Consider the following 18,900-nt stretch of genomic DNA (forward strand, 5'->3'; position numbering starts at 1 on the left):
TCTGCGCAGTTGAACGGTTCTACCTATTCTCAAATCTATTGTAGTCAAGAAGACCAAATTCGATAGGCTGATTTTGCTTATACCAAGCATGAACTCGGTCGCTAAAAGGCCAAAACTGCGTCGAGCTGCGTCGAATTGCGAACGTATCCAACAACTTAACGTAGTCCTCTTCGGTGCGGATATTTTTCAACATTTGCACCAGTTGAGGGATTTGCTCTTCTTTAAGGGATAGATACGCAGCGGGATAGCTACCGATCACTCCACGAACCAAAGTTAAGTCATCATTTGCGGGATCACGATTGCTCTCTTCATCAAACAGACTGGAAATATTCGTATGTGCATTGTTATGGAGTAGGGTGAAGAGCTGTTCTTCTCCGTGATTGGATTCAATCATCATCATTACAATTTGCGGTATAACGAGTAGCCCTTCACCTTTGATGTCACTGATGCTTTTCAGTAGTGCTTCATTCTTAGCACTAAAGCCAGTTTGCTCTATATCATAACGATTATTGAGCACTGGGGAGAGCTGAGTGCGAAGAATGTCATAAAGCTCTGCTTTGGGATCATCCGTGTGGTATGGAACCTGAGTTGGTTGATCGAATGGCTTAACATTGCGCTGTAAGAAGTCACTAAGTTGGGTATTTTGGTCTTGGTACCAACTTGAGTGTTCCTGGTGGCGCATCGCCTTTGGCAACAGTGCGATAAAGTTACTTTCCCCTTCAAGGCGTAAGAAATCCATAAACATACGTGTCATCAATTGGTGGCCAAAGTTGCCATATACGTCAAACCCAGCGACCAACAGATAGTGAATACGTTCGATCAGGGCATAGTCCAGTATCCATGCTGTTTTTGGTGGTTCACCAACCATACCCTGAACTACGGATGCGCTATCAAAATGGCGGAATACTGTGAGTGCTGCATTAGGGTTAGTGCCGTTACCCGTCCAGATAATGTCGGTAGTTAGGTATTTACCACCTTCAAACCATTGGTTGATAAACTCAGACTTCGCCTCAAGGTAACGTGCTTGCTGACGTGAATAGGAGACCCAGTTGGTCACGGGCAAAGTATTACTTTCTAACTCTCCAGGCAGTCTTAAGTTGTCTGCTTGAGAGCGGTAAAATTCATTCACTTCCGGCAGATCGGCTTTGTCTGGGTCAAGGAAGAACACCCAAAATCTGTCATTGATAACGTTGAGCGCGAGTTGTCCACGACACACAGGCCCTTTAATAAAGGCATTGATGGTGTTTTGGGAATTATCGAGCATAAATTTAAAACGCGCTTTCACTGGCAGATCGATAAATGCGGTCATTGGGTTCGCAGCAACTTCTACATCGTAACTTGGTAGTTGAGCAACCTTGTAGTTGGCGTCGATGAACCACTCTTTCCAATCTCTCATCCGTTGTTCGTTCAAGGCGAATGGCATATGGGTTTTATCAACGATGGTGCCTTGCTCAGGAATTAGGCGGTAATAGACTCGTTGAACGCCTGGATCATCGTAAGGACGACGCGTAGCAATTCGTTGGACGGGCTGGCCCGGTGGTGTCGACGAACGAACCAAGGTGAAGAAACGTGGTGTTTCTTCATTGAGGTCAGAAAAATAGAGATGCGACAAAAACAGGTGCTCATAGATGTAACGAGCCGTCAGCTGTACCTTACGTGGGCTCTTGTTGAGCAATGTTTCGTATTCATTCACTAACCGAGCTTGCTGGTCAGTCAGTGGGATCGATTTGTTCATGATCGCGCCATTTTGCAACCAACTGGTTAGCGTCGCGTACTCATTTGAACTGAGGTTTGGCATACCATAAGGCATGCCCCAAGTTGGATAGTCTGCTAGGTACTGATCGTATTCCTCAATGGTAGGGCAGACCTGACTGCGGTCGATTGCAAAGTCGAAACCCTCCAGTTGTTTCTGATCAGGCAGGGGATGTGCCTCTTTTTGAGCGAGCATGCGCGCAATTAAGCCCGCTTCTAGGTTTGCGGTCGGGTTTTGAACTCGCTCATTAAGAACCGGATGAAAACCAAACTCTCGCCATTGCTGTGTGGTTTGTGCATCTTCGAAAAGACGATGAGGCGTTGCGGCGGTAAGGCGGGTTCCTTGATAAATTTGTTCTTTACTTGAGCCTCTGTCGATACCATCAACTGAAGAGAGTTTCAGTTGGCAGGGCGCGTCATAACAGGCATGACAAACCACGCAGCGGTTATCAATGATGGGTTTGACTTCAGATAAGAAGAAATCACTTTCTACACTGTTTAAATCACTACGACGCTCTTGAACACTCGCCTGACCAAATAGTTGGTCATAATTGAGTCCGGCGTATGTTGCACAGCCCGCGAAGCTTAAAACAACAGCAAACATGAAAAATGTACGTAAATTCATCTGGATAATTGTGCTCGTTCAACATTGGCTTAATTGCAGCAGAAGCCCATCAACTTAGCAAATAAAACATGGTTCAACATCGTCAATTAATTGAAACAATATCGATGTTGGCAGGCAATAGAGGCGACATTGAGTTAAATGGCGGTTACGTAGGCAACAGAGAAGGGGACATTTAACTGGGTAAATTGATAGAACCATCGCCACTGGTTATCTTGGAGTTTATCCCCAGGGCCTTTCACTTCGACCCATTCGAAATGACCGTCTTTAAACAAAATCAGATCGGGCATGCCGTTTCTGTATATTTTAAGGTCGGAGAGGAGAACGTTAAACAATCCGACAACCATCTCATTGGGCATTGACTCGATGCATTTATTTAACAAGGGCAAATCAAAGCTATGCCAATAGACAAAAGGGTTACTCAGTCCATGTTTAAGTTGATAGCACTCTCTTAGATGGCTAAGACCAAACTGCGCTATTTTCTCCAATACCGCTTCGATTTGTGAATGTCGTTTGGTGACGAAATCCGCGTGATAGAGGTCTAGCGGCCGATCTTGGTATGGATTAATAAACGCTCCTTCAATAGGCGCGAAGATGACTTCCCAAAAGGCGAGGCCAAACAAACCCGTTAGAACGGCATTTTCTGCATAGAAGACGTGATAGCCAAGCTGCTCGAAATGCGATTTGACGGCAAGTTCCACACCTTGTGTGCTCAGATCAAGCTGTAAGTGATGTTCTATCACTTGTGGCTTTTGAGGACGCGTAACACGCTCGCCTCGTTTACGCTTGATGCGCTGCGCTAACTTATGTCCTATCTCCAACTCACAGATGTCATAAGGGGTAGATAATATCTCTGTGACAACGTCACTCATCGCCTGTGTATCATCGAGCTTGTCATAGATTCTCGCTTGCCGCTCTCTTGAAGGAGGCAGTCCAGACCGTTTAAACCAGAATATTGCGTCGGTGAGTTGCCCTATGCGTTCAAGGTCGCGTGCTAAATCGTTGATCAGATGCTGACGTTTACGTTCGATGTATGAATGCGCAATAGGGTCTGGAATCTGTTGCAGCAGCTTAGTTAGATTGTCGAAATCTCTAGTGTTAGATTCAGAATAGCATTGGTGAAGTTGGGAAAGTGCGAGCAATTGATCAAGCTGGTGGCGATCAGAAAAGAAGCGACGCGTATTACTGAGCGAATAGTTTTCAAATCGATGTAGGCCGAGGTCGTCAAGGACAAATTGGCTTAAGTCTTGGCGCGTATTGGCAAAGAACAACGCCAGAAGCAGATCAATAACCTGTGACTGCAAAAGTTTGATGACCGTAAAAGGAAGTTGCTCGAAACGAGTAAAATCATCGTTACTGAGTTCATTGAGCATTTGTTCTTTGCGTAGGGTTCGGCTAGAGACACTAAATAGCGCAACTATCTCTGCTTTCGTCAATAACTGCCTAGCGAGTTCTGTCTCATTTAGTTTGGGGTTAAGGGCAATAAATCCCTGTTGGTGAAGTGCATCTAGCGCGGCGGGAATACTGTTTATTTCTAGATATTGAAGTTTATCAGAGCGGAACCATTCGCCTTTGCGTGACAATAGCCTGACCAGTAGGCACTGAGCATCCTTTTCAAGTTGTTCGAAAGCGGTAATCCAAGCATGTTCGACCTGAGAGAGCAGATCGGGATACCACTCTGTGGCATGGAGCGTCAGTTTCCTGAAGTTACTTAGGTAATAGTCGGGTTTGAGTTCAACAATCTCAGACATGATCAATACATACAAAAAAGGCTTAACCCTAAGGTTAAGCCTTTCTATCAGCAATTCAATCTATTAAGCGTGTTTTAGCTCAGCGATCTTCGCTTCTGAGAGTGGCTTAGTGATGAATGAAAGCACAATACAAACGGCCATCATCGCTGCTGAGATAGTGTAAGCTAGCGTGTAGCCTGTGCCGTTAGTCATTGAGAAACCAACAACTGCTGCACCGATTGCACCACCAATACCCCATGCTGTGTAAAGTACGCCATAGTTAGTGCCGTAGTTTTTCAGACCGTAGAACTCAGCGGTAAGCGTAGGGAATACAGCTAGCAGCGTACCGTAGCCAATTGCTGCGATTGCCGTACCAATGATCAGCGTAAATTCTGTTTTGAATGTTGCGAACAGAACCATGTTGATGCCTTGTAGTACGAAAGCAAGAAGCAGAGTACGTACGCCACCAATTTTATCAGCCAGCATACCAGCAGCAACACGACCGCCAGAGTTAAACACCGCTAGGATAGAGGCAAGGTATACCGCATTTGGTAGGTTAGCCTGAACACTTGCAATTGTCGTGATGTTACCGATGATCATTAGGCCAACTGACGCAGCAAATGCATACATGATCCACAGTGAGTAAAACTGTGGTGTTTTCAGCATCGCTTTCCAAGTTAGGTCATCAGATTTCTTAACTGCTTTAGGCGCTTGACCTTGTTTTACTTTTGGTTCTGCTGGTGTGTAGCCCGCAGGTGGGTTGTTGATTGTTGCTGCAAGAGGTACTGCGATAGCAAGAATACCAACGCCCAACACCATAAAGCTGGTTTGAATGCCCATGCTGTTAATGAGTGCAGAGGTTACTGGAGCAAGGTAAATTGCCGCTAGACCAAAACCTGCTGCAATGATGCCGTTAACCATACCTTTCTTCGACGCGTGGAACCACTTCATCGCAGAAGGAGATAGACAAGCATAACCAAAGCCGATACCAGCACCAGTGATAACACCGAAAGTGATGTTTAGCATCAGTGGTGAGTCGACAAAGCCAGACGCGATCATACCTAGGCCAGTAAGCACAGTACCAAGGATTAGAATAAGACGTGGACCCATACGGTCTTGCAAGATGCCAGCAACAAGAAGACAGATAGAGAAAGTGATGGTTGCTGTCGCGTATGGTGCTGATGCTTCAGCCGCGGTCCAACCAGATTCAGTGACTAGTGCTTTGTTAAATACACTCCAAGCATACAGGATGCCAAGACAAAGGTTGATACAGAATCCCGCTAGCAGGATGCGCATAGCTTTATCAATCTTGCTCATTTTTCTTCTCAGTTGTCCTCAAAAAGAGGATCGGTTAACAGACGATTTGTTCAAATTAAGTTTGCGTTTATCAACACAAGGCATAATGGGCGCGAATTATAACCGAATGAAGTGTGATTGGAATCTCTTTTTCAACTTAATTTGAATATTTTTCAAAAGTGTTGAATTTTTGTTTCTGGAGTGTGTGGATAATGGCTTAAATCGATGAGGAGTTGGCTCGAATAGTTTGTAGGCTTATGGTTTTGAGGTGTTAGTGCTTAATCGTTGTGCAACTCGGTACGATAAGCGCTCAATTTGAGGAAAGAGAAATAGGCCGCGTCGCGAGGAAGTGTATTGAGATTGGAGAAAAAGGCATAGACGGGCGCCCATCTATGCCTTTTGAGGATAATTAGTGGCCGATTAACGCAGGAATCCCTGGTAGCTGACCAACGACAGCAAGAGAGCCGACACAGATAATGAAGGCTGCGCCTGGGATCAGGTACTTGTCTTTTGCCGATAGACTCTTGGCACGTTCATGGTCACCAATCAGACCCATGTTGTCTAGCAGCATTGTGGTTGCCCAACCAAACACTGGGTTAACAAAAGCACAAGCGAAGATACAAATACCAGCACTTAGTGAATCTTTATGTTTGTGGATCATCTGCATACCCGCTTCGAGAAGTGGCAGAAACACACCAACGATCAGAGCAACACGCAACACGGGTTCCCACATCGCGAGATCCATCGGATAACCAATGACGGATGCGGCAATACACATTAAGCCAGTAAGCAGCGCACCACCAGGAATTGGACGCTTTGCAATGGCGGCTGGGATCATATAGGTACCCCAAGAAGAGGCAAGGTTACCACCACCCAATAGAGCACCGACACCTTGGCGGATAGATGCACCGACCATAGTGTCATCGACGTCCATCAGTACGCCTTTTGCTTCTTTCGGGTAGTTAAGCTCTTGGAATACGCGGTGGCCAAGGTAGTCAGGTGACCACATTGCAACGGCTAAAAGTGCAAATGGTGTGACGGCAATAAAATGCTCCAAATTTGGCCAACCCAATTGCCAACCCGTATTCTCACCCCACCAGTAGAATGGGCTGAAATGTGGTAATCCTGGTTCGGTAGTAAAGGCAAACTCAGCCCCCATCACATAAGCAACAATGCCCGCTAGAGCAGAACAAAGTGGAATGGCTAGCCAACGTTTGTTGATTTTAGCGAGGTAGGCGTAAACCATCACCGTTACACCAATCACAGCAAATGAAATATAGCCTTGGTCAGTACTTGCAGCCCATGCTTCCGTCTTATTGATCTGACCGATCAAGCCGACGGCACCAAGATAGATCAATAGCCCGCCTCGCACACCGACACCGGTTAGCGTCATAAGCTTTGAACCGCCTTTGGTAAACGCAAGGATCAAACCAAATGCACATACCATGAGACCGAGTGCGAGAGGGTGTCCTCCAGCCGCAGCAATCAGCGGAATGAGCGGTATCATTGGGCCATGAGTACCGGCTAAGTTAGCATTGGGGTTTAGAATGGCGGAAAAAAGGATAACAAACAGAGCGCCAGCGATGAGCAGTTCATAGCGTACGTTTTCCGCGACAAACTCAGGTGACAACCCAAACTGAGCGGCAAAAGCGGCAACCATAGCTGTAACCATTACCACTTTACCTATCGTCGCTGCGAGTGCAGGTACCCAGTCTTCTATCTCGATGCTGTAGTCGCGCGAAGGTAAATGGATACCCCAGCGACGAAAGCTCATGATAGTCAAATCATGGTTTAGAAATTCTTCTCGGCTTTCAAATTCCTGCGCCTTGCGACGCATATCCCTGTAAAAGGTTTTATTTGTGTTAGACATTCAGTCTTCCTTTGTTATGTTTCGAAGTTGAACCATGTCAATTAGAGTTCCGCTTTCACTTGGTATACTGACCTTCGATCAATACGAGACGACATCCCAGACGCTACCAAGCACCTTTATGTTTGATAAAGAGGGAACCATGGGTTTACTTCGCTAATGAAGACAAGTTAGCGAGTAAGCTAGCTTGTCAAAAATTCAATCAAACATGGCAGCCATACTAAGAAAGGGGTATGGGGCAAATATTGATTTGGGTTAATTAAGCGGGCGAAGTCATAAGCTGGGAAATTGGATGTTAGTAAAAATGCAACGCAGGCCGCACTTTTTAACAATTTATTAATATGAAATTGGGTTAATTGAAACCAAATGAAAATATCTGAACATGCTGACCGTACAGAGAAGCTGCACGGTGTCAGAGCCGAAGAGATTCATCGCTGGATTGATGGCTTCTTTGACTACAATGGCGAAGAGCACAGTGACACCATGGCGGATGGGGTAGAATTCGATCCCTATTCACATAGACGATTTCGTCACTGCAAAGAAGCACTGACAGAGGCGATTACTGAGTTTGGCGACAGATATACCCTTCAACAGATTAAAAACGTATTAGAAACGCATATTCGCGACGATTACCACGGCTATTTACCCACTCGCGCAGATTTTACCAACGACTCGTTCACCGCAAAATATCACGACACAAGTCATGACCAAGATCTGTCGGAGGTATTGGACGAGACTGAGCTTGCCGACTACTTTGTGGGTTTGAGTACACATCAGAGCGAACATCAATCGACGCTGAGTAACTTTAGTCTAAGGATCGTTGTTCCCACCGTGGTTGCGATTACGCTGTTTGTCACTGCGATTATCTATGTCATTCTGCCTTTGGTGGAAGAGTCGATGCTCAACCAAAAGCGCCAGATGCTAAAAGAGCTGACGTCAACCGCGGTGAGTATCGTCGACAGCTATGTTGGCTTAGAGCAACGTGGAATACTCAGCCTAGAGGAAGCGCAGAAAAAGGCGGCGATGGAAATTCGTGCGATGCGCTATGGGCCAGAAAATAAAGATTATTTCTTTATTACAGATATGCACCCCAAGATGGTTATGCACCCCTATAGGAGTGACTTAACCAACCAAGACCTGACCAATTACTACGAAAGTGAAAACAGTACAGGCTTCCCCATTTTTGTCGAAATTGTCAAACTGGTCAAAGCGTCTCAGCAGGGCTATCTCGAATACCAATGGCAATGGAAAGATGACGCGTCGATCACTGCGCCTAAGATGACCTACGTCGAAGGCGTTGAAGAGTGGCAGTGGATCATTGGTACTGGCGTCTATTTTCAAGACGTAGAGCAGGAGATCGATAAACTAGAGAGCACTTTATACCGAGTTTTTGTTGGCATTACACTCGGATTGGTGGTGATCCTCTTGTACGTTATTGGTCAGTCAAAGGCGATTGAGAAGAAGAAAAAGCGTGCCGAAATTGCACTTCACGAAGCAAAAAACCGGTATAAAGCGCTGGTAGAGTCATCAAATGAGGGCTACATCCTTGAAGCTGACGGCAAGATAATATTTTCCAATACTCGCTTGCACCAACTATTGGGTTATACCGACACGGAACTCAAATCACGCACTATTTGGCAAGAGCTGTTTTCCGACCATCCACAAAATCGTCGCGTGTTAAATCACTTGTTACAACTGTTCAATCATCACAGTGAGCCTGCCGAGTTCGATGCGCAAATCGTGACGAAGAGTGGCCGTACTATCGATATCATTTTGAGTACCTCACGCATCTTCCTATCAGAAAAACTGGGTCATGTTGTTTCGTTCCGCCCGATTGTGCGTAAAGTGTATGGGGCGAGTTTCGGCTCGGTAAACCCGAGTTGTGATTATCGTAAAACGAGCAACAGTATCATTACTGATATAGAGAGTAGTGACAGTCATAGCCATGTAGTTGAATCTTTGAACAGACTAACAGACCTGATTCGTGAAATGATTGCCGCAGGCACACGCTCCGATCATTTGCGTAGCCTGATAGGTTGTACCTACGATGCTGCTATTTGTCGTTTTGTCGAACTGACAATTAAAGATATCGGGCCGCCGCCAGTGCCATTCTCGTTTGTTTCGTTTGGCAGCAATGCTCGTCACGATATGACACTCTTTTCCGATCAGGACAATGCCATCGTGTTCGAGACACCAGACGATGAGGATCTGAAAGCGATACGACGTTATTTCCTCCATTTGGGTGAAAGCGTTTGTGCCATGCTCAATCAGGCAGGATATAGCTACTGCGATGGACTGATCATGGCATCAAACCATCAGTGGTGTCTGAGTAAAAAAGAGTGGCAGGACAACTTTACCCGTTGGGTAGAGCAAGCCTCCCCAGAAACCATTTTAGAGTTGAACGTCTTTTTCGATATTCGTGCCACGTATGGCGACGCATCATTAGTCGATGATATTCAGTCACATATTCAACAACTGTTGGTATTACATCCCGAGTTTTTACCCATCTATGCGCAAAACTGCCTCTCGCATAAAGTCCCTTTGCCTGCCTTTAATGATGATCCAGAGAGCAAGCAGGGATGTATGTCTATCAATCTCAAAGAGTGCCTAAGACCGATGGAAATCTTCTGTCGACTCTATGCTTTGCAGCACGACATTAGAGAGTGCAATACACGTATTCGATTACAAGGTTTGCTCAATGCGCAGGAGATTGATTCAAAAACCTATCGAGAAATGGTCTACATCTTCGACCATATTTGGCACCTGCGTTTTATGAACCAGATCGTTGAATATAGTGATTTGCGCAGAGTAAACGATGTGCTGGCGGTGAACGATCTCACGCCGCTGGAGGTACAAAACCTAACTAATGTCCTCAATCGAATCGCGATCTTCCACGATAAAGTGACAATGGACTTTGCCAGCCAAGAACGTTAGTCAACACACCGAAGTGGGGGAATCGACTCACATTTCAGTGTAGTTGGGACCACCACTTTCGGGCGGAACCCACGTAATATTTTGCGATGGGTCTTTGATGTCGCAGGTTTTGCAGTGAACACAGTTGGCTGCATTGATTTGTAGCCTTCGCTGGCCCTCAACATTGACGATTTCGTAGACCCCCGCAGGGCAATAGCGTTGACTCGGTTCATCGAACAAGGTCATATGATGAGTAATTGGGATATGTTGATCAGACAGCAGTAGGTGGCAAGGCTGATCTTCTTCATGAAAGGTTGCAGAGAGATACACAGAAGAGGGCTTATCAAAACTTAACTGGCCGTCGGGTTTCTCGTAGTGAATAGGATGACAACGAGAGCGTTCGTATAAGGTGACATAGTCAGCTTGTGGGTCGCCAATATCCCAACTCAGCGCGGTGCCCGTTAGACGTTGCCAGATGTTTTGCTCAAATAGCGTCAGTGCGCCGCCAAATAACGTCCCATAACGATGAATGCTACCTGGGAAGTTACGGTTCTGATTCAACTCCTCATACAACCAGGAGTCAGTAAACCGTTGTGCGTAATTCGCTTCTTGCAACTGCTGTTCTATCGCTTCAAACACGGCTTCAGCGGCAAGTAAGCCTGATTTCATGGCGGTATGACATCCTTTGATTTTGGCAGCGTTAAGAGTGCCTGCTTCACAGCCAATCAATAGCCCACCGCAGAACTGTTGTTTGGGCAAAGAGAGTAACCCGCCTTTGGCAATAGCTCTTGCACCATAGGCAATACGCTCCGCTCCTTGTAAGTACTGAGCAAACTGAGGATGATGTTTGATGCGCTGAAACTCATCAAAAGGACTTAGAAAAGGGTTGGTATAGTTCAGGTCAGTGATAAGACCGACGGCGATTAAATGATCCTCGAGATGATAGAGAAAGCCGCCTCCGGTTGAATCTGACTCGCTCAATGGCCAGCCAGTCGAGTGCATTACCTTGCCCGCACTGAAACGAGAGTCATCGCCCTTTAGACGCCACAGCTCTTTGATACCGAGCGCGTAGTGTTGTGGCTGACTGTCTCTATCAAGCTTAAAGTGGCTAATCAGTTCTTTTCCTAAGCTGCCTCTCGCGCCTTCGGCAAAGATGGTTTGTTTGGCGTTCAGTTGGATCCCCGCCTGAAAAGTGCTTTTTTGTTCTCGCTGTTTGTTGAGTCCCATATCTGACGTGATAATGCCAGTTACATTCCCTTGTTCGTCGTAGCAAACTTGTCTCGCAGGGAAGCCCGGAAAAATCTCAACCCCAAGCTTCTCTGCCTGAGTCGCTAGCCAGCGGCAAAGTTTGCTTAGGCTAATCACATAGTTATCTTGGTCATTGCGCAAAGAAAGTGGGGTCAACCAATGTGGTAGCGAGATGTGGTTTGCCTTGCTGGTACAGTAGATAAATTGATCAGAGGAGACGCGAGTCGTCACTGGTGCACCTTGTACCTGCCAGTCTGGGAAGAGTTCGTCGAGCGCTCTGGTCTCAAATACCGCACCAGAAAGTATATGAGCCCCGACTTCTGCGCCTTTTTCTACGACACAAATTGACAGCGTTTGTTGATGTTGTAAGGCTAATTGCGCCAGCCTACAGGCGGCAGAAAGTCCCGCGGGGCCAGCGCCGACAATCACGACATCAAAGTCCATACTCTCTCTTTCCATCTCTCATAACCTTCACGACGATTCAACATCATGCAATAAATATAGTTACAGTTGACGTAAACGTAAACTTTACTAAGCTCAATTTATCACTTTGCTTTTCGGAGATGGCGATGAAAGTTCTGGTAGCGATTAAACGTGTTATTGACCCGTACACGAAGGTACGTATCAAAGTTGACGGTTCGGGTGTAGAAACCGATAACGTTAAAATGGCAATCAACCCTTTCTGCGAGATTGCCGTTGAAGAAGCGATTCGAATGAAAGAAGCGGGTAAGGTCAGTGAAGTGATCGTCACCTCGATCGGCACTGATGATTGCCAAGAGCAGTTGCGCAGTGCGCTTGCATTAGGAGCGGATAGAGCGATACATGTCAGCAGTGAAAAGAGGCTTCAGCCACTCGCAGTAGCACGAATTCTCAAACGGCTTGCAGAAAAAGAGCAGACCCCGCTGGTTCTTGTTGGCAAACAGTCTATTGATACGGACAACAACCAAGTGGCGCAAATGTTAGCCGGTCTTATGGCGTGTCCTCAGGCGACGTACGCATCTAACATCGACCTTGTTCAAGATGAGCTGCTGGTCACTCGTGAAGTGGATGGTGGCTTGGAAACGCTTAAATTAACCCTGCCAGCCGTCATAAGTACCGATCTAAGACTCAACGAGCCGCGTTATGCATCGCTACCCAACATCATGAAGGCGAAGCGCAAACCATTAGATATCGTCAACGTTGAAAGTTTGGATGTGGACTGTTCGCCGACTCAGACTGTGCTGGAGGTTTTCGCTCCTCCTAAGCGTGAAGCTGGAATCATGGTGGCGAGCGTCGCCGATTTGGTCGAGAAACTTAGAAATGAAGCCAAGGTGATTGAGTAAGGAGTGTGTGATGAGCGAAGCCAATATTTTAGTTGTCGCAGAGCATGATCATAAGACGATCTCTGCGGCGACATTATCTGTGCTGACTGCTGCTATGCAGTTAAAAGGATTTTCTTCTGATGCCAAACTGAGCGTATTGGTGGCGGGTAACCCATGTGATGAGGTTTGTAATCAACTCAGTGGTTGTGAAGGAATCGACGAGTTGTTAGTGGCAGATAGCTCAGTGTATCAATCTCAGCTAAGTGAAAATCTTGCACAACTGGTGATGAGTTGTGCCTCTGAATATGGCTATTTGCTCTGTTCGGCGTCGAGCTTTGGCAAAGACATAATGCCACGGATCGCGGCTCTGCTAGGGGTTGGAATGATGTCTGACGTGGTTGCGATTGAAAGCGACGATACGATAGTGCGCCCCATATATGCGGGTAATGCGTTAGCGCGAGTACAAAGCCACGATGATGTAAAAGTTATGACGGTGAGAAGCACTGCGTTTGACAAAATATCCCTTGAGGGGACTAACACGGTCAAAATGGTGAATCTGGACCTAGCGATAGATTGTCAGGGAACAGAGCTTATCCGCCGCGACAAGATTGAAAGTGAACGCCCAGAATTATCCAATGCGGATGTGGTGGTTTCTGGTGGGCGAGGTGTCGGCAGCAAAGAAAACTTTGCTATGGTAGAAGCTTTGGCTGATAAGCTCGGTGGGGCGATAGGAGCCTCACGAGCGGCTGTTGATGCGGGTTTTGTTACTAACGATTTACAGGTCGGTCAGACGGGCAAAATTGTTGCACCGCGTCTCTATATCGCAGTGGGTATTTCGGGGGCGATACAGCATTTAGCAGGTATGAAAGACTCCAAGGTGATTGTTGCGATTAACAGCGATCCTGATGCGCCAATTTTCGAAATAGCAGACTATGGCATAGTGGGAGATTTGTTCACATTACTCCCAGAATTAATAGAACAAGTCGGACGAAATGGCGGATAGGATTTCCGTCTAACTCACAGATAAATAGAGAGATTTGTTCATAAAGTTCATTAACATCATTAATGAACAAAAGGGTCATTAAGAAAGGTATCTGAGCAAGATTGTTGTCGCTATTATCAAGTTTATAAGTAAACCAAATAATAATAAATTTGATTCAAGGAATGACAATGCTTGCCAATAAATTCACCTTACAAAGCCGCCTAATATTTGCGGTGCTTCTGCCATGCATCGCATTAATTGCTGTTGGTGTTGCGGGATACAAGAGTATCAGCAATCTCAATCAACAGTCAGAGAAACTGTATTCAAACACGTCTGCGCCGATGCGCTCGATGGCCGAAGTTGCCTCAAGAATCCCTCGAATGCGAGTCGGTATCGATATGATGCTGCTGCAAGACACCTCCTTACGCGATCAAAAAGGGGTACTGACTCGGGTTAAAGAGACCCGAGAAGAGGATATTCCTGAGATGCGTCAGGCAATCGAAAATGCTGTACAAGCTCAGGCAACCACTGAACTCAAACAAGAGGTAACCAAGTTACTCAAGGAATTTGAGCGCATGGTCGCTCAAGAACTGAATCCTATGTTGGCGGTTTTAGAAAACAATGACTTGGAGAGCGCGCGACAGATTTATAAACAACAATATGCTAAGACGTATGGTGTGTTAAAAAATCATGCTAACGCCATTCTTGATACTTTACTTGAACAGGCGCAGCAACAGCACCAGCAGAGCAATAGCGACTATCTTGCGGGCAAACAGCAATTGTTTGTCATCATTGCGATTGGCTTATTTTTGTCTGTTGTGACTGCGTTGGTAACGGTCATCAGTCTCAAACGACGCGTCGCTTATCTTCAAGACTCTATTTCACTTGCTGCACAGCAAATGGCGTTAGACAGTCGCTTAGAACTGGCAGGGAAAGATGAGCTGTCCTCCATTGCGGATAGCTTTAACGCCTTTGTAAGCCGTGTGCATGATTCAATTAAAGAGGTGGCGACAAACTCTAAACAGCTCGCACTAACGGCTCAACAAGTCTCCCAACATGCAGAGTTAACGCAGAACCATTGTACTAACCAAAGAGACCGTACCACACAGGTCGCAACAGCTATTCATCAACTCGGTGCCACGGTTAGTGAGATTGCTACCAACGCCGCTCAGGCAGCGGAAGTTGCCAAAGACGCGACCAGCCAAGCTCAATCGGGTGCTCAAATCGTCGATGACGCAGGAACCCAGATTAACCAGTTGACTCAAGAACTGGAGCAAGCCAGCGAAATTGTGACTTCATTGGCGAGCCAAGTTGATGATATTAGCTCGATACTCGATACCATTCGCGGCATCTCGGAGCAGACAAACCTGTTAGCACTCAATGCTGCGATTGAAGCCGCGCGTGCGGGAGAGCAAGGTCGAGGCTTTGCCGTAGTGGCTGATGAAGTGCGTAAACTTGCCAGCCTGTCTGCTGACTCGACGGAAGAGATCCAAGGGGTCATTAACCGCTTGCAAGGAGAGTCAAACCGAGCCGTTAATGCAATGGTTAATGGCAAAGAAAAGAGTGTGCTGGTGGTAGAAAGTGCCGTTAATGCAAATCAATCATTGAACAGAATCGAGCAACATATTACGCATATCAGTGATCAGAATATCCAAGTTGCAACGGCCACAGAGCAGCAATCAAGCGTGGTGGGTGAAATCAACCGCAACGTCGAAGAGATCAATCAGTTTACTGTTGAAACGGCACAAGTTGCGCAGCAGTTGAATGTGAGTAGTGATCAGCTTATGGGACTATCTCGACAGTTGGATGGACTGGTGAGTAACTTCAAAGTGTAATGCTTAACACGCCAACGCCGCTCATGATAGATGCGGCGTTGGCTCATCGTTAACGCTGAAGATGCTCGACCAGTTTTTTAGTGAATCTTGCGGCTTCGCCACCGGTACATGCTCTGTGGTCAAAAGTAATCGATAGCGGCATAACTTTAACCGCAACTGGAACGCCATCTTTTATGACCACACGTTCGATGATACGTCCTGCACCAACAATCGCGACCTGAGGTGGTGAGACAACGGGTGTAGCGAAAATGCCAGCAATGGCTCCAAAATTAGAGAGAGTGATGGTTGCATGTTGTAAACTGTCTCGGCCAATTTTACGTTCTCTGATTCCTTGGACGGTTTCATTTAACCATGTTCGGATGCCGTTATCGTCATAACTCTCAGCGCGTTTCAATACGGGGACGTAGAGCCCGTGGCTGCTGTCAACGGCAATACCAATATTGACTCGGCTATGGACACAGCGGGTCATGGTTTCTGCGTCGAACCACGCATTCAGAGCCGGTTCTTCCTGACAGGCATAGACAACGGCACGAATCAATCGCCCGGATATATCCTCCGATGCTGTCCAATTTGCGAGAGACGCTTCTTCGGTAATCGTCACCGCCGCGACACTGTGATGCGACTCAGACATGGTTGATACCATGGTTCTACGTGCACCTTTTAACACTTCAGTGCCAGGACTCTGCTTACGTGCTTCAGCATAAATGTCATTATCAGTGATGATTCCATTTGGTCCGGTACCGCTGACAGCGTTTAAGTCTACGCCGAGCTTTTTAGCCAACAGGCGTGTTGAAGGTAGCGCCGTAACCAGCCCGTCAGTAGAAGGGCTGTGAGTACTGCCGATCCAAAAATCGTCAACGTCGACATGGTGTGTGGTTTGCGACACATTGCCAACCACAGTGGCTGCGTCTTGTTGCTTCTGTTTTGTCACAGCGGTGCCGACTAACTCAGGTTGCTCTTCAATTTCGAGCAACAGTGCACCGATGTTTATCACATCACCTGCTTCGCCATGGCGACTGACCACAACGCCTGAGTAGGGTGCCGGTACTTCCACCACCGCCTTTGCTGTTTCAACGGTGAGCACCACTTGATCTAGCTCGACCGAATCGCCGACATTAATGTGCCATTCGACAATTTCGGATTCTGCTAGACCTTCGCCCAGATCTGGTAATAAAAACGTTTTCATTTCCAACCCTCCACAAGCTCACGTGCAGCTAAGACGATGTCTTGCTCATGAATCATAAAATAGTCTTCGTTACGGTAGTAAGGCATGATGGTATCGAATCCCGTGACACGTTTCGGTGGTGCTTTTAGTAGACACATCGCTTTTTCCGCGGTGCGAGCAAGGATCTCCGCCCCAACGCCACACGTTCTGCTGGCCTCATGGACAACGAGCAATCGGCCAGTCTTTTCTAACGATGAAAGTATGGTATCCATATCAATGGGTTTGATGGAGGCGAGGTCAATGACTTCCGCTTCAATTCCTTGCGAGGATAAGGTTTGCGCCGCTTGCAGTGACTCAACAACGCATGCGCCCCATGTCACTAAAGTAATGTCTCGGCCTTTACGCAGAGTAAAGCAAGTATCTAGGGGAAGCGCTTCTCCGTTATCAATCACATCAGATTTGACGGTGCGATAGATGCGCTTTGGCTCGAAAAACATAACGGGATCGTTGCTTCTAATCGACGCTAATAGCAATCCATATGCGCGTTGTGGGGAAGAAGGGATGACAACCTTAAACCCAGCAGTGTGAGCAAACAGGGCCTCGACACTTTCAGAGTGATGTTCCGGAGCGTGAATGCCACCGCCAAACGGTGCCCTAAATACGGCGGGACAGGTTAGGCGACCACGTGTTCGATTTCTCATGCGAGTCGCGTGACACATAAGGTGCTCCAACGCAGGAAAGACGAACCCTTGGAACTGAAACTCTGCAACGGGTCGCAATCCCTGACTCGCCATGCCAACCGCGACACCTCCAATAAGCGCTTCAGCAAGCGGGGAGTCAATCACACGGCGAAGACCGAATTTCTCTTTTAAGCCAACGGTGGCACGGAATACACCACCGTTATCGCCGACGTCTTCGCCCAGAACAACCACGCTAGAGTCGTGACTCATTTCATAGTGCAGTGCAAGGTTAACTGCTTCGACTAGGGTAAGTTCAGCCATGTTTGCCTCCTTGCATGCGCATTGCTTTGTTTATTAGCTCATCGCGTTGTTGATTCAGTTCGACGGGGGCTTGCTCATAAAGAAAATCAAACGCAGTTTCAGGCGCTTGAGGTGGCAGAGACAGATAGTGTTCGACGGCTAATTCGACTTGTTGTTTGCACGAGACGAGCCACTCTTGTTCAAGGTTTTCGTTCCATGCACCGTGACTAATCAGATAGGTTTTGAGGCGTTTAACGGGTTCATATAGCCAAGCTTGGTTCAGTTCGTCACCGCTCCGGTAACGCGTCGCATCATCGGCGGTGGTATGATCGCTGAGGCGGTAACTGACGGCTTCGATAAGTGTCGGCCCCTTACCTTTGCGGGCGCGATCTAACGCCGCTAGAACCGTGTCATGCACAGCAACAACATCGTTCCCATCGACGGTAATTCCACGGATCCCAGCGCCTTGCGCTTTATCAGAGAGAAAATCAGCGGCGCATTGCAGCGCTCGGGGTACCGATATTGCCCATTGATTATTGTTCACGACGAACACAAGTGGCAGGTTCCAAGCACCGGCGCAATTGATGCTTTCTAGAAAATCACCTTTCGAAGTCGCGCCATCGCCACAGGTGACGAGGGCGGCATGGTGCTGATTGTCTATTTTCAGTGCCGCAGCAACACCAACAGCGTGGGTGCACTGCGTGGCAATAGGTACGCAGAAAGGTAAGTCATGGCATGGTTCTGGGGTATCGCTACCTTGGGGCGCGACATGAAAGTCACTGCCTCGTTCATCGCCTCCCCAATATTGTAGGTTCTTTTCCATCGCGATGCCTCGTACCCACATGGCGGGCATATCGCGATAATAGGGAATAAAGACATCTCTTGGATGCATCGCATGACCAATTGCCACACCATAAGCCTCAGAACCCAGATGGGAAGGGTAAGTACCCAGCTTACCCGTTCGTTGCAGCGCCACCGCTTTATTGTCATAAGTTCGGGTGAGCAGCATATCTTTATAAAAATCGGTTAGGGTCGCTAAGTCTGCCCATGCGGGAAGTTGGTTGACCGCGTTACCTTCGTGGTCGATGAAGCGTAACATGGGTAGTGTCTGAACATTCATTACTATCTCCTTTATGTTACTCATTAGTGGATCGCACTTCGAGCAACGGTGTCTGACTCAGTGACCATGTTTCGGCACATCAAAGCCCA

The 18,900-nt window shown here is 47.1% G+C and carries 12 protein-coding genes; 4 read left to right on the forward strand and 8 right to left on the reverse strand.

The annotated features are described in order from the left end of the window. Window positions 1-19: 19 nt before the first annotated feature. The 4 genes from ACQEXP_RS03235 to ACQEXP_RS03250 form a co-directional block, all read right to left on the reverse strand. Window positions 20-2,377, reverse strand: a complete 2,358-nt coding sequence (locus tag ACQEXP_RS03235) for a fatty acid cis/trans isomerase (protein ID WP_426968185.1) — start codon at window positions 2,375-2,377, stop codon at window positions 20-22. Between the two features lie 134 nt (window positions 2,378-2,511). Next, window positions 2,512-4,125, reverse strand: coding sequence for a VRR-NUC domain-containing protein (locus tag ACQEXP_RS03240; RefSeq protein ID WP_426968187.1), 1,614 nt, complete (start codon window positions 4,123-4,125; stop codon window positions 2,512-2,514). A gap of 63 nt (window positions 4,126-4,188) precedes the next feature. Next, window positions 4,189-5,421 carry an L-lactate MFS transporter gene (locus ACQEXP_RS03245; RefSeq protein ID WP_269375570.1) on the reverse strand — a complete coding sequence of 411 codons (1,233 nt, stop codon included), beginning with the start codon at window positions 5,419-5,421 and terminating at the stop codon, window positions 4,189-4,191. Between the two features lie 388 nt (window positions 5,422-5,809). After that, window positions 5,810-7,270 carry a DUF3360 family protein gene (locus ACQEXP_RS03250; RefSeq protein WP_269375569.1) on the reverse strand — a complete coding sequence of 487 codons (1,461 nt, stop codon included), beginning with the start codon at window positions 7,268-7,270 and terminating at the stop codon, window positions 5,810-5,812. Between the two features lie 363 nt (window positions 7,271-7,633). On the opposite strand from ACQEXP_RS03250, the gene ACQEXP_RS03255 reads away from it, so the two are divergent. After that, window positions 7,634-10,201: a DUF294 nucleotidyltransferase-like domain-containing protein gene (locus ACQEXP_RS03255; RefSeq protein WP_426968190.1), complete on the forward strand. Its 2,568-nt coding sequence runs from the start codon at window positions 7,634-7,636 to the stop codon at window positions 10,199-10,201. 27 nt (window positions 10,202-10,228) lie between these two features. Here the strand turns inward: ACQEXP_RS03255 and ACQEXP_RS03260 are convergent, their stop codons facing one another. Further along, on the reverse strand, window positions 10,229-11,887 hold the full coding sequence (locus ACQEXP_RS03260) for an electron transfer flavoprotein-ubiquinone oxidoreductase (protein ID WP_426968192.1): 1,659 nt from the start codon (window positions 11,885-11,887) through the stop codon (window positions 10,229-10,231). Between the two features lie 110 nt (window positions 11,888-11,997). On the opposite strand from ACQEXP_RS03260, the gene ACQEXP_RS03265 reads away from it, so the two are divergent. The 3 genes from ACQEXP_RS03265 to ACQEXP_RS03275 all read left to right on the forward strand — a co-directional run bounded on the left by ACQEXP_RS03265 (window position 11,998) and on the right by ACQEXP_RS03275 (window position 15,546). Beyond that, on the forward strand, window positions 11,998-12,750 hold the full coding sequence (locus ACQEXP_RS03265; protein WP_426968194.1) for an electron transfer flavoprotein subunit beta/FixA family protein: 753 nt from the start codon (window positions 11,998-12,000) through the stop codon (window positions 12,748-12,750). Between the two features lie 10 nt (window positions 12,751-12,760). Beyond that, window positions 12,761-13,732 (forward strand): electron transfer flavoprotein subunit alpha/FixB family protein, encoded by a 972-nt coding sequence (locus tag ACQEXP_RS03270; RefSeq protein WP_426968196.1) that lies wholly within the window; start codon window positions 12,761-12,763, stop codon window positions 13,730-13,732. A gap of 167 nt (window positions 13,733-13,899) precedes the next feature. After that, window positions 13,900-15,546 (forward strand): methyl-accepting chemotaxis protein, encoded by a 1,647-nt coding sequence (locus tag ACQEXP_RS03275; protein WP_269375564.1) that lies wholly within the window; start codon window positions 13,900-13,902, stop codon window positions 15,544-15,546. Window positions 15,547-15,595: 49 nt separating this feature from the next. Here the strand turns inward: ACQEXP_RS03275 and ACQEXP_RS03280 are convergent, their stop codons facing one another. The 3 genes from ACQEXP_RS03280 to pdhA are packed head-to-tail and all read right to left on the reverse strand — an operon-like array spanning window position 15,596 to window position 18,811. Then, window positions 15,596-16,732, reverse strand: a complete 1,137-nt coding sequence (locus ACQEXP_RS03280; protein WP_426968198.1) for a dihydrolipoamide acetyltransferase family protein — start codon at window positions 16,730-16,732, stop codon at window positions 15,596-15,598. Beyond that, the gene (locus ACQEXP_RS03285) at window positions 16,729-17,712 is read right to left on the reverse strand and encodes an alpha-ketoacid dehydrogenase subunit beta (protein WP_426968200.1); all 984 of its coding nucleotides are present in this window, start codon (window positions 17,710-17,712) and stop codon (window positions 16,729-16,731) included. Before ACQEXP_RS03285 ends, ACQEXP_RS03280 begins: the two co-directional genes overlap by 4 nt. Further along, window positions 17,705-18,811 (reverse strand): pyruvate dehydrogenase (acetyl-transferring) E1 component subunit alpha, encoded by a 1,107-nt coding sequence (pdhA, locus tag ACQEXP_RS03290; RefSeq protein WP_269375561.1) that lies wholly within the window; start codon window positions 18,809-18,811, stop codon window positions 17,705-17,707. Before pdhA ends, ACQEXP_RS03285 begins: the two co-directional genes overlap by 8 nt. Between the last annotated feature and the right edge of the window lie 89 nt (window positions 18,812-18,900).

Origin of the sequence: Vibrio sp. TRT 1302 (assembly GCF_050113875.1) — a bacterium.
In the GTDB taxonomy this organism is placed as follows: domain Bacteria; phylum Pseudomonadota; class Gammaproteobacteria; order Enterobacterales; family Vibrionaceae; genus Vibrio.

Excerpts from the sequence above, each read along its gene's own strand:
- ACQEXP_RS03270 (WP_426968196.1), top strand. The coding sequence starts at position 12,761 with ATGAGCGAAGCCAATATTTTAGTTGTCGCAGAGCATGATCATAAGACG.
- ACQEXP_RS03255 (WP_426968190.1), top strand. The coding sequence starts at position 7,634 with ATGAAAATATCTGAACATGCTGACCGTACAGAGAAGCTGCACGGTGTC.
- ACQEXP_RS03235 (WP_426968185.1), bottom strand. The coding sequence starts at position 2,377 with ATGAATTTACGTACATTTTTCATGTTTGCTGTTGTTTTAAGCTTCGCG.
- ACQEXP_RS03245 (WP_269375570.1), bottom strand. The coding sequence starts at position 5,421 with ATGAGCAAGATTGATAAAGCTATGCGCATCCTGCTAGCGGGATTCTGT.
- ACQEXP_RS03265 (WP_426968194.1), top strand. The coding sequence starts at position 11,998 with ATGAAAGTTCTGGTAGCGATTAAACGTGTTATTGACCCGTACACGAAG.
- ACQEXP_RS03280 (WP_426968198.1), bottom strand. The coding sequence starts at position 16,732 with ATGAAAACGTTTTTATTACCAGATCTGGGCGAAGGTCTAGCAGAATCC.
- ACQEXP_RS03240 (WP_426968187.1), bottom strand. The coding sequence starts at position 4,125 with ATGTCTGAGATTGTTGAACTCAAACCCGACTATTACCTAAGTAACTTC.
- pdhA (WP_269375561.1), bottom strand. The coding sequence starts at position 18,811 with ATGAATGTTCAGACACTACCCATGTTACGCTTCATCGACCACGAAGGT.
- ACQEXP_RS03260 (WP_426968192.1), bottom strand. The coding sequence starts at position 11,887 with ATGGAAAGAGAGAGTATGGACTTTGATGTCGTGATTGTCGGCGCTGGC.
- ACQEXP_RS03250 (WP_269375569.1), bottom strand. The coding sequence starts at position 7,270 with ATGTCTAACACAAATAAAACCTTTTACAGGGATATGCGTCGCAAGGCG.
- ACQEXP_RS03275 (WP_269375564.1), top strand. The coding sequence starts at position 13,900 with ATGCTTGCCAATAAATTCACCTTACAAAGCCGCCTAATATTTGCGGTG.
- ACQEXP_RS03285 (WP_426968200.1), bottom strand. The coding sequence starts at position 17,712 with ATGGCTGAACTTACCCTAGTCGAAGCAGTTAACCTTGCACTGCACTAT.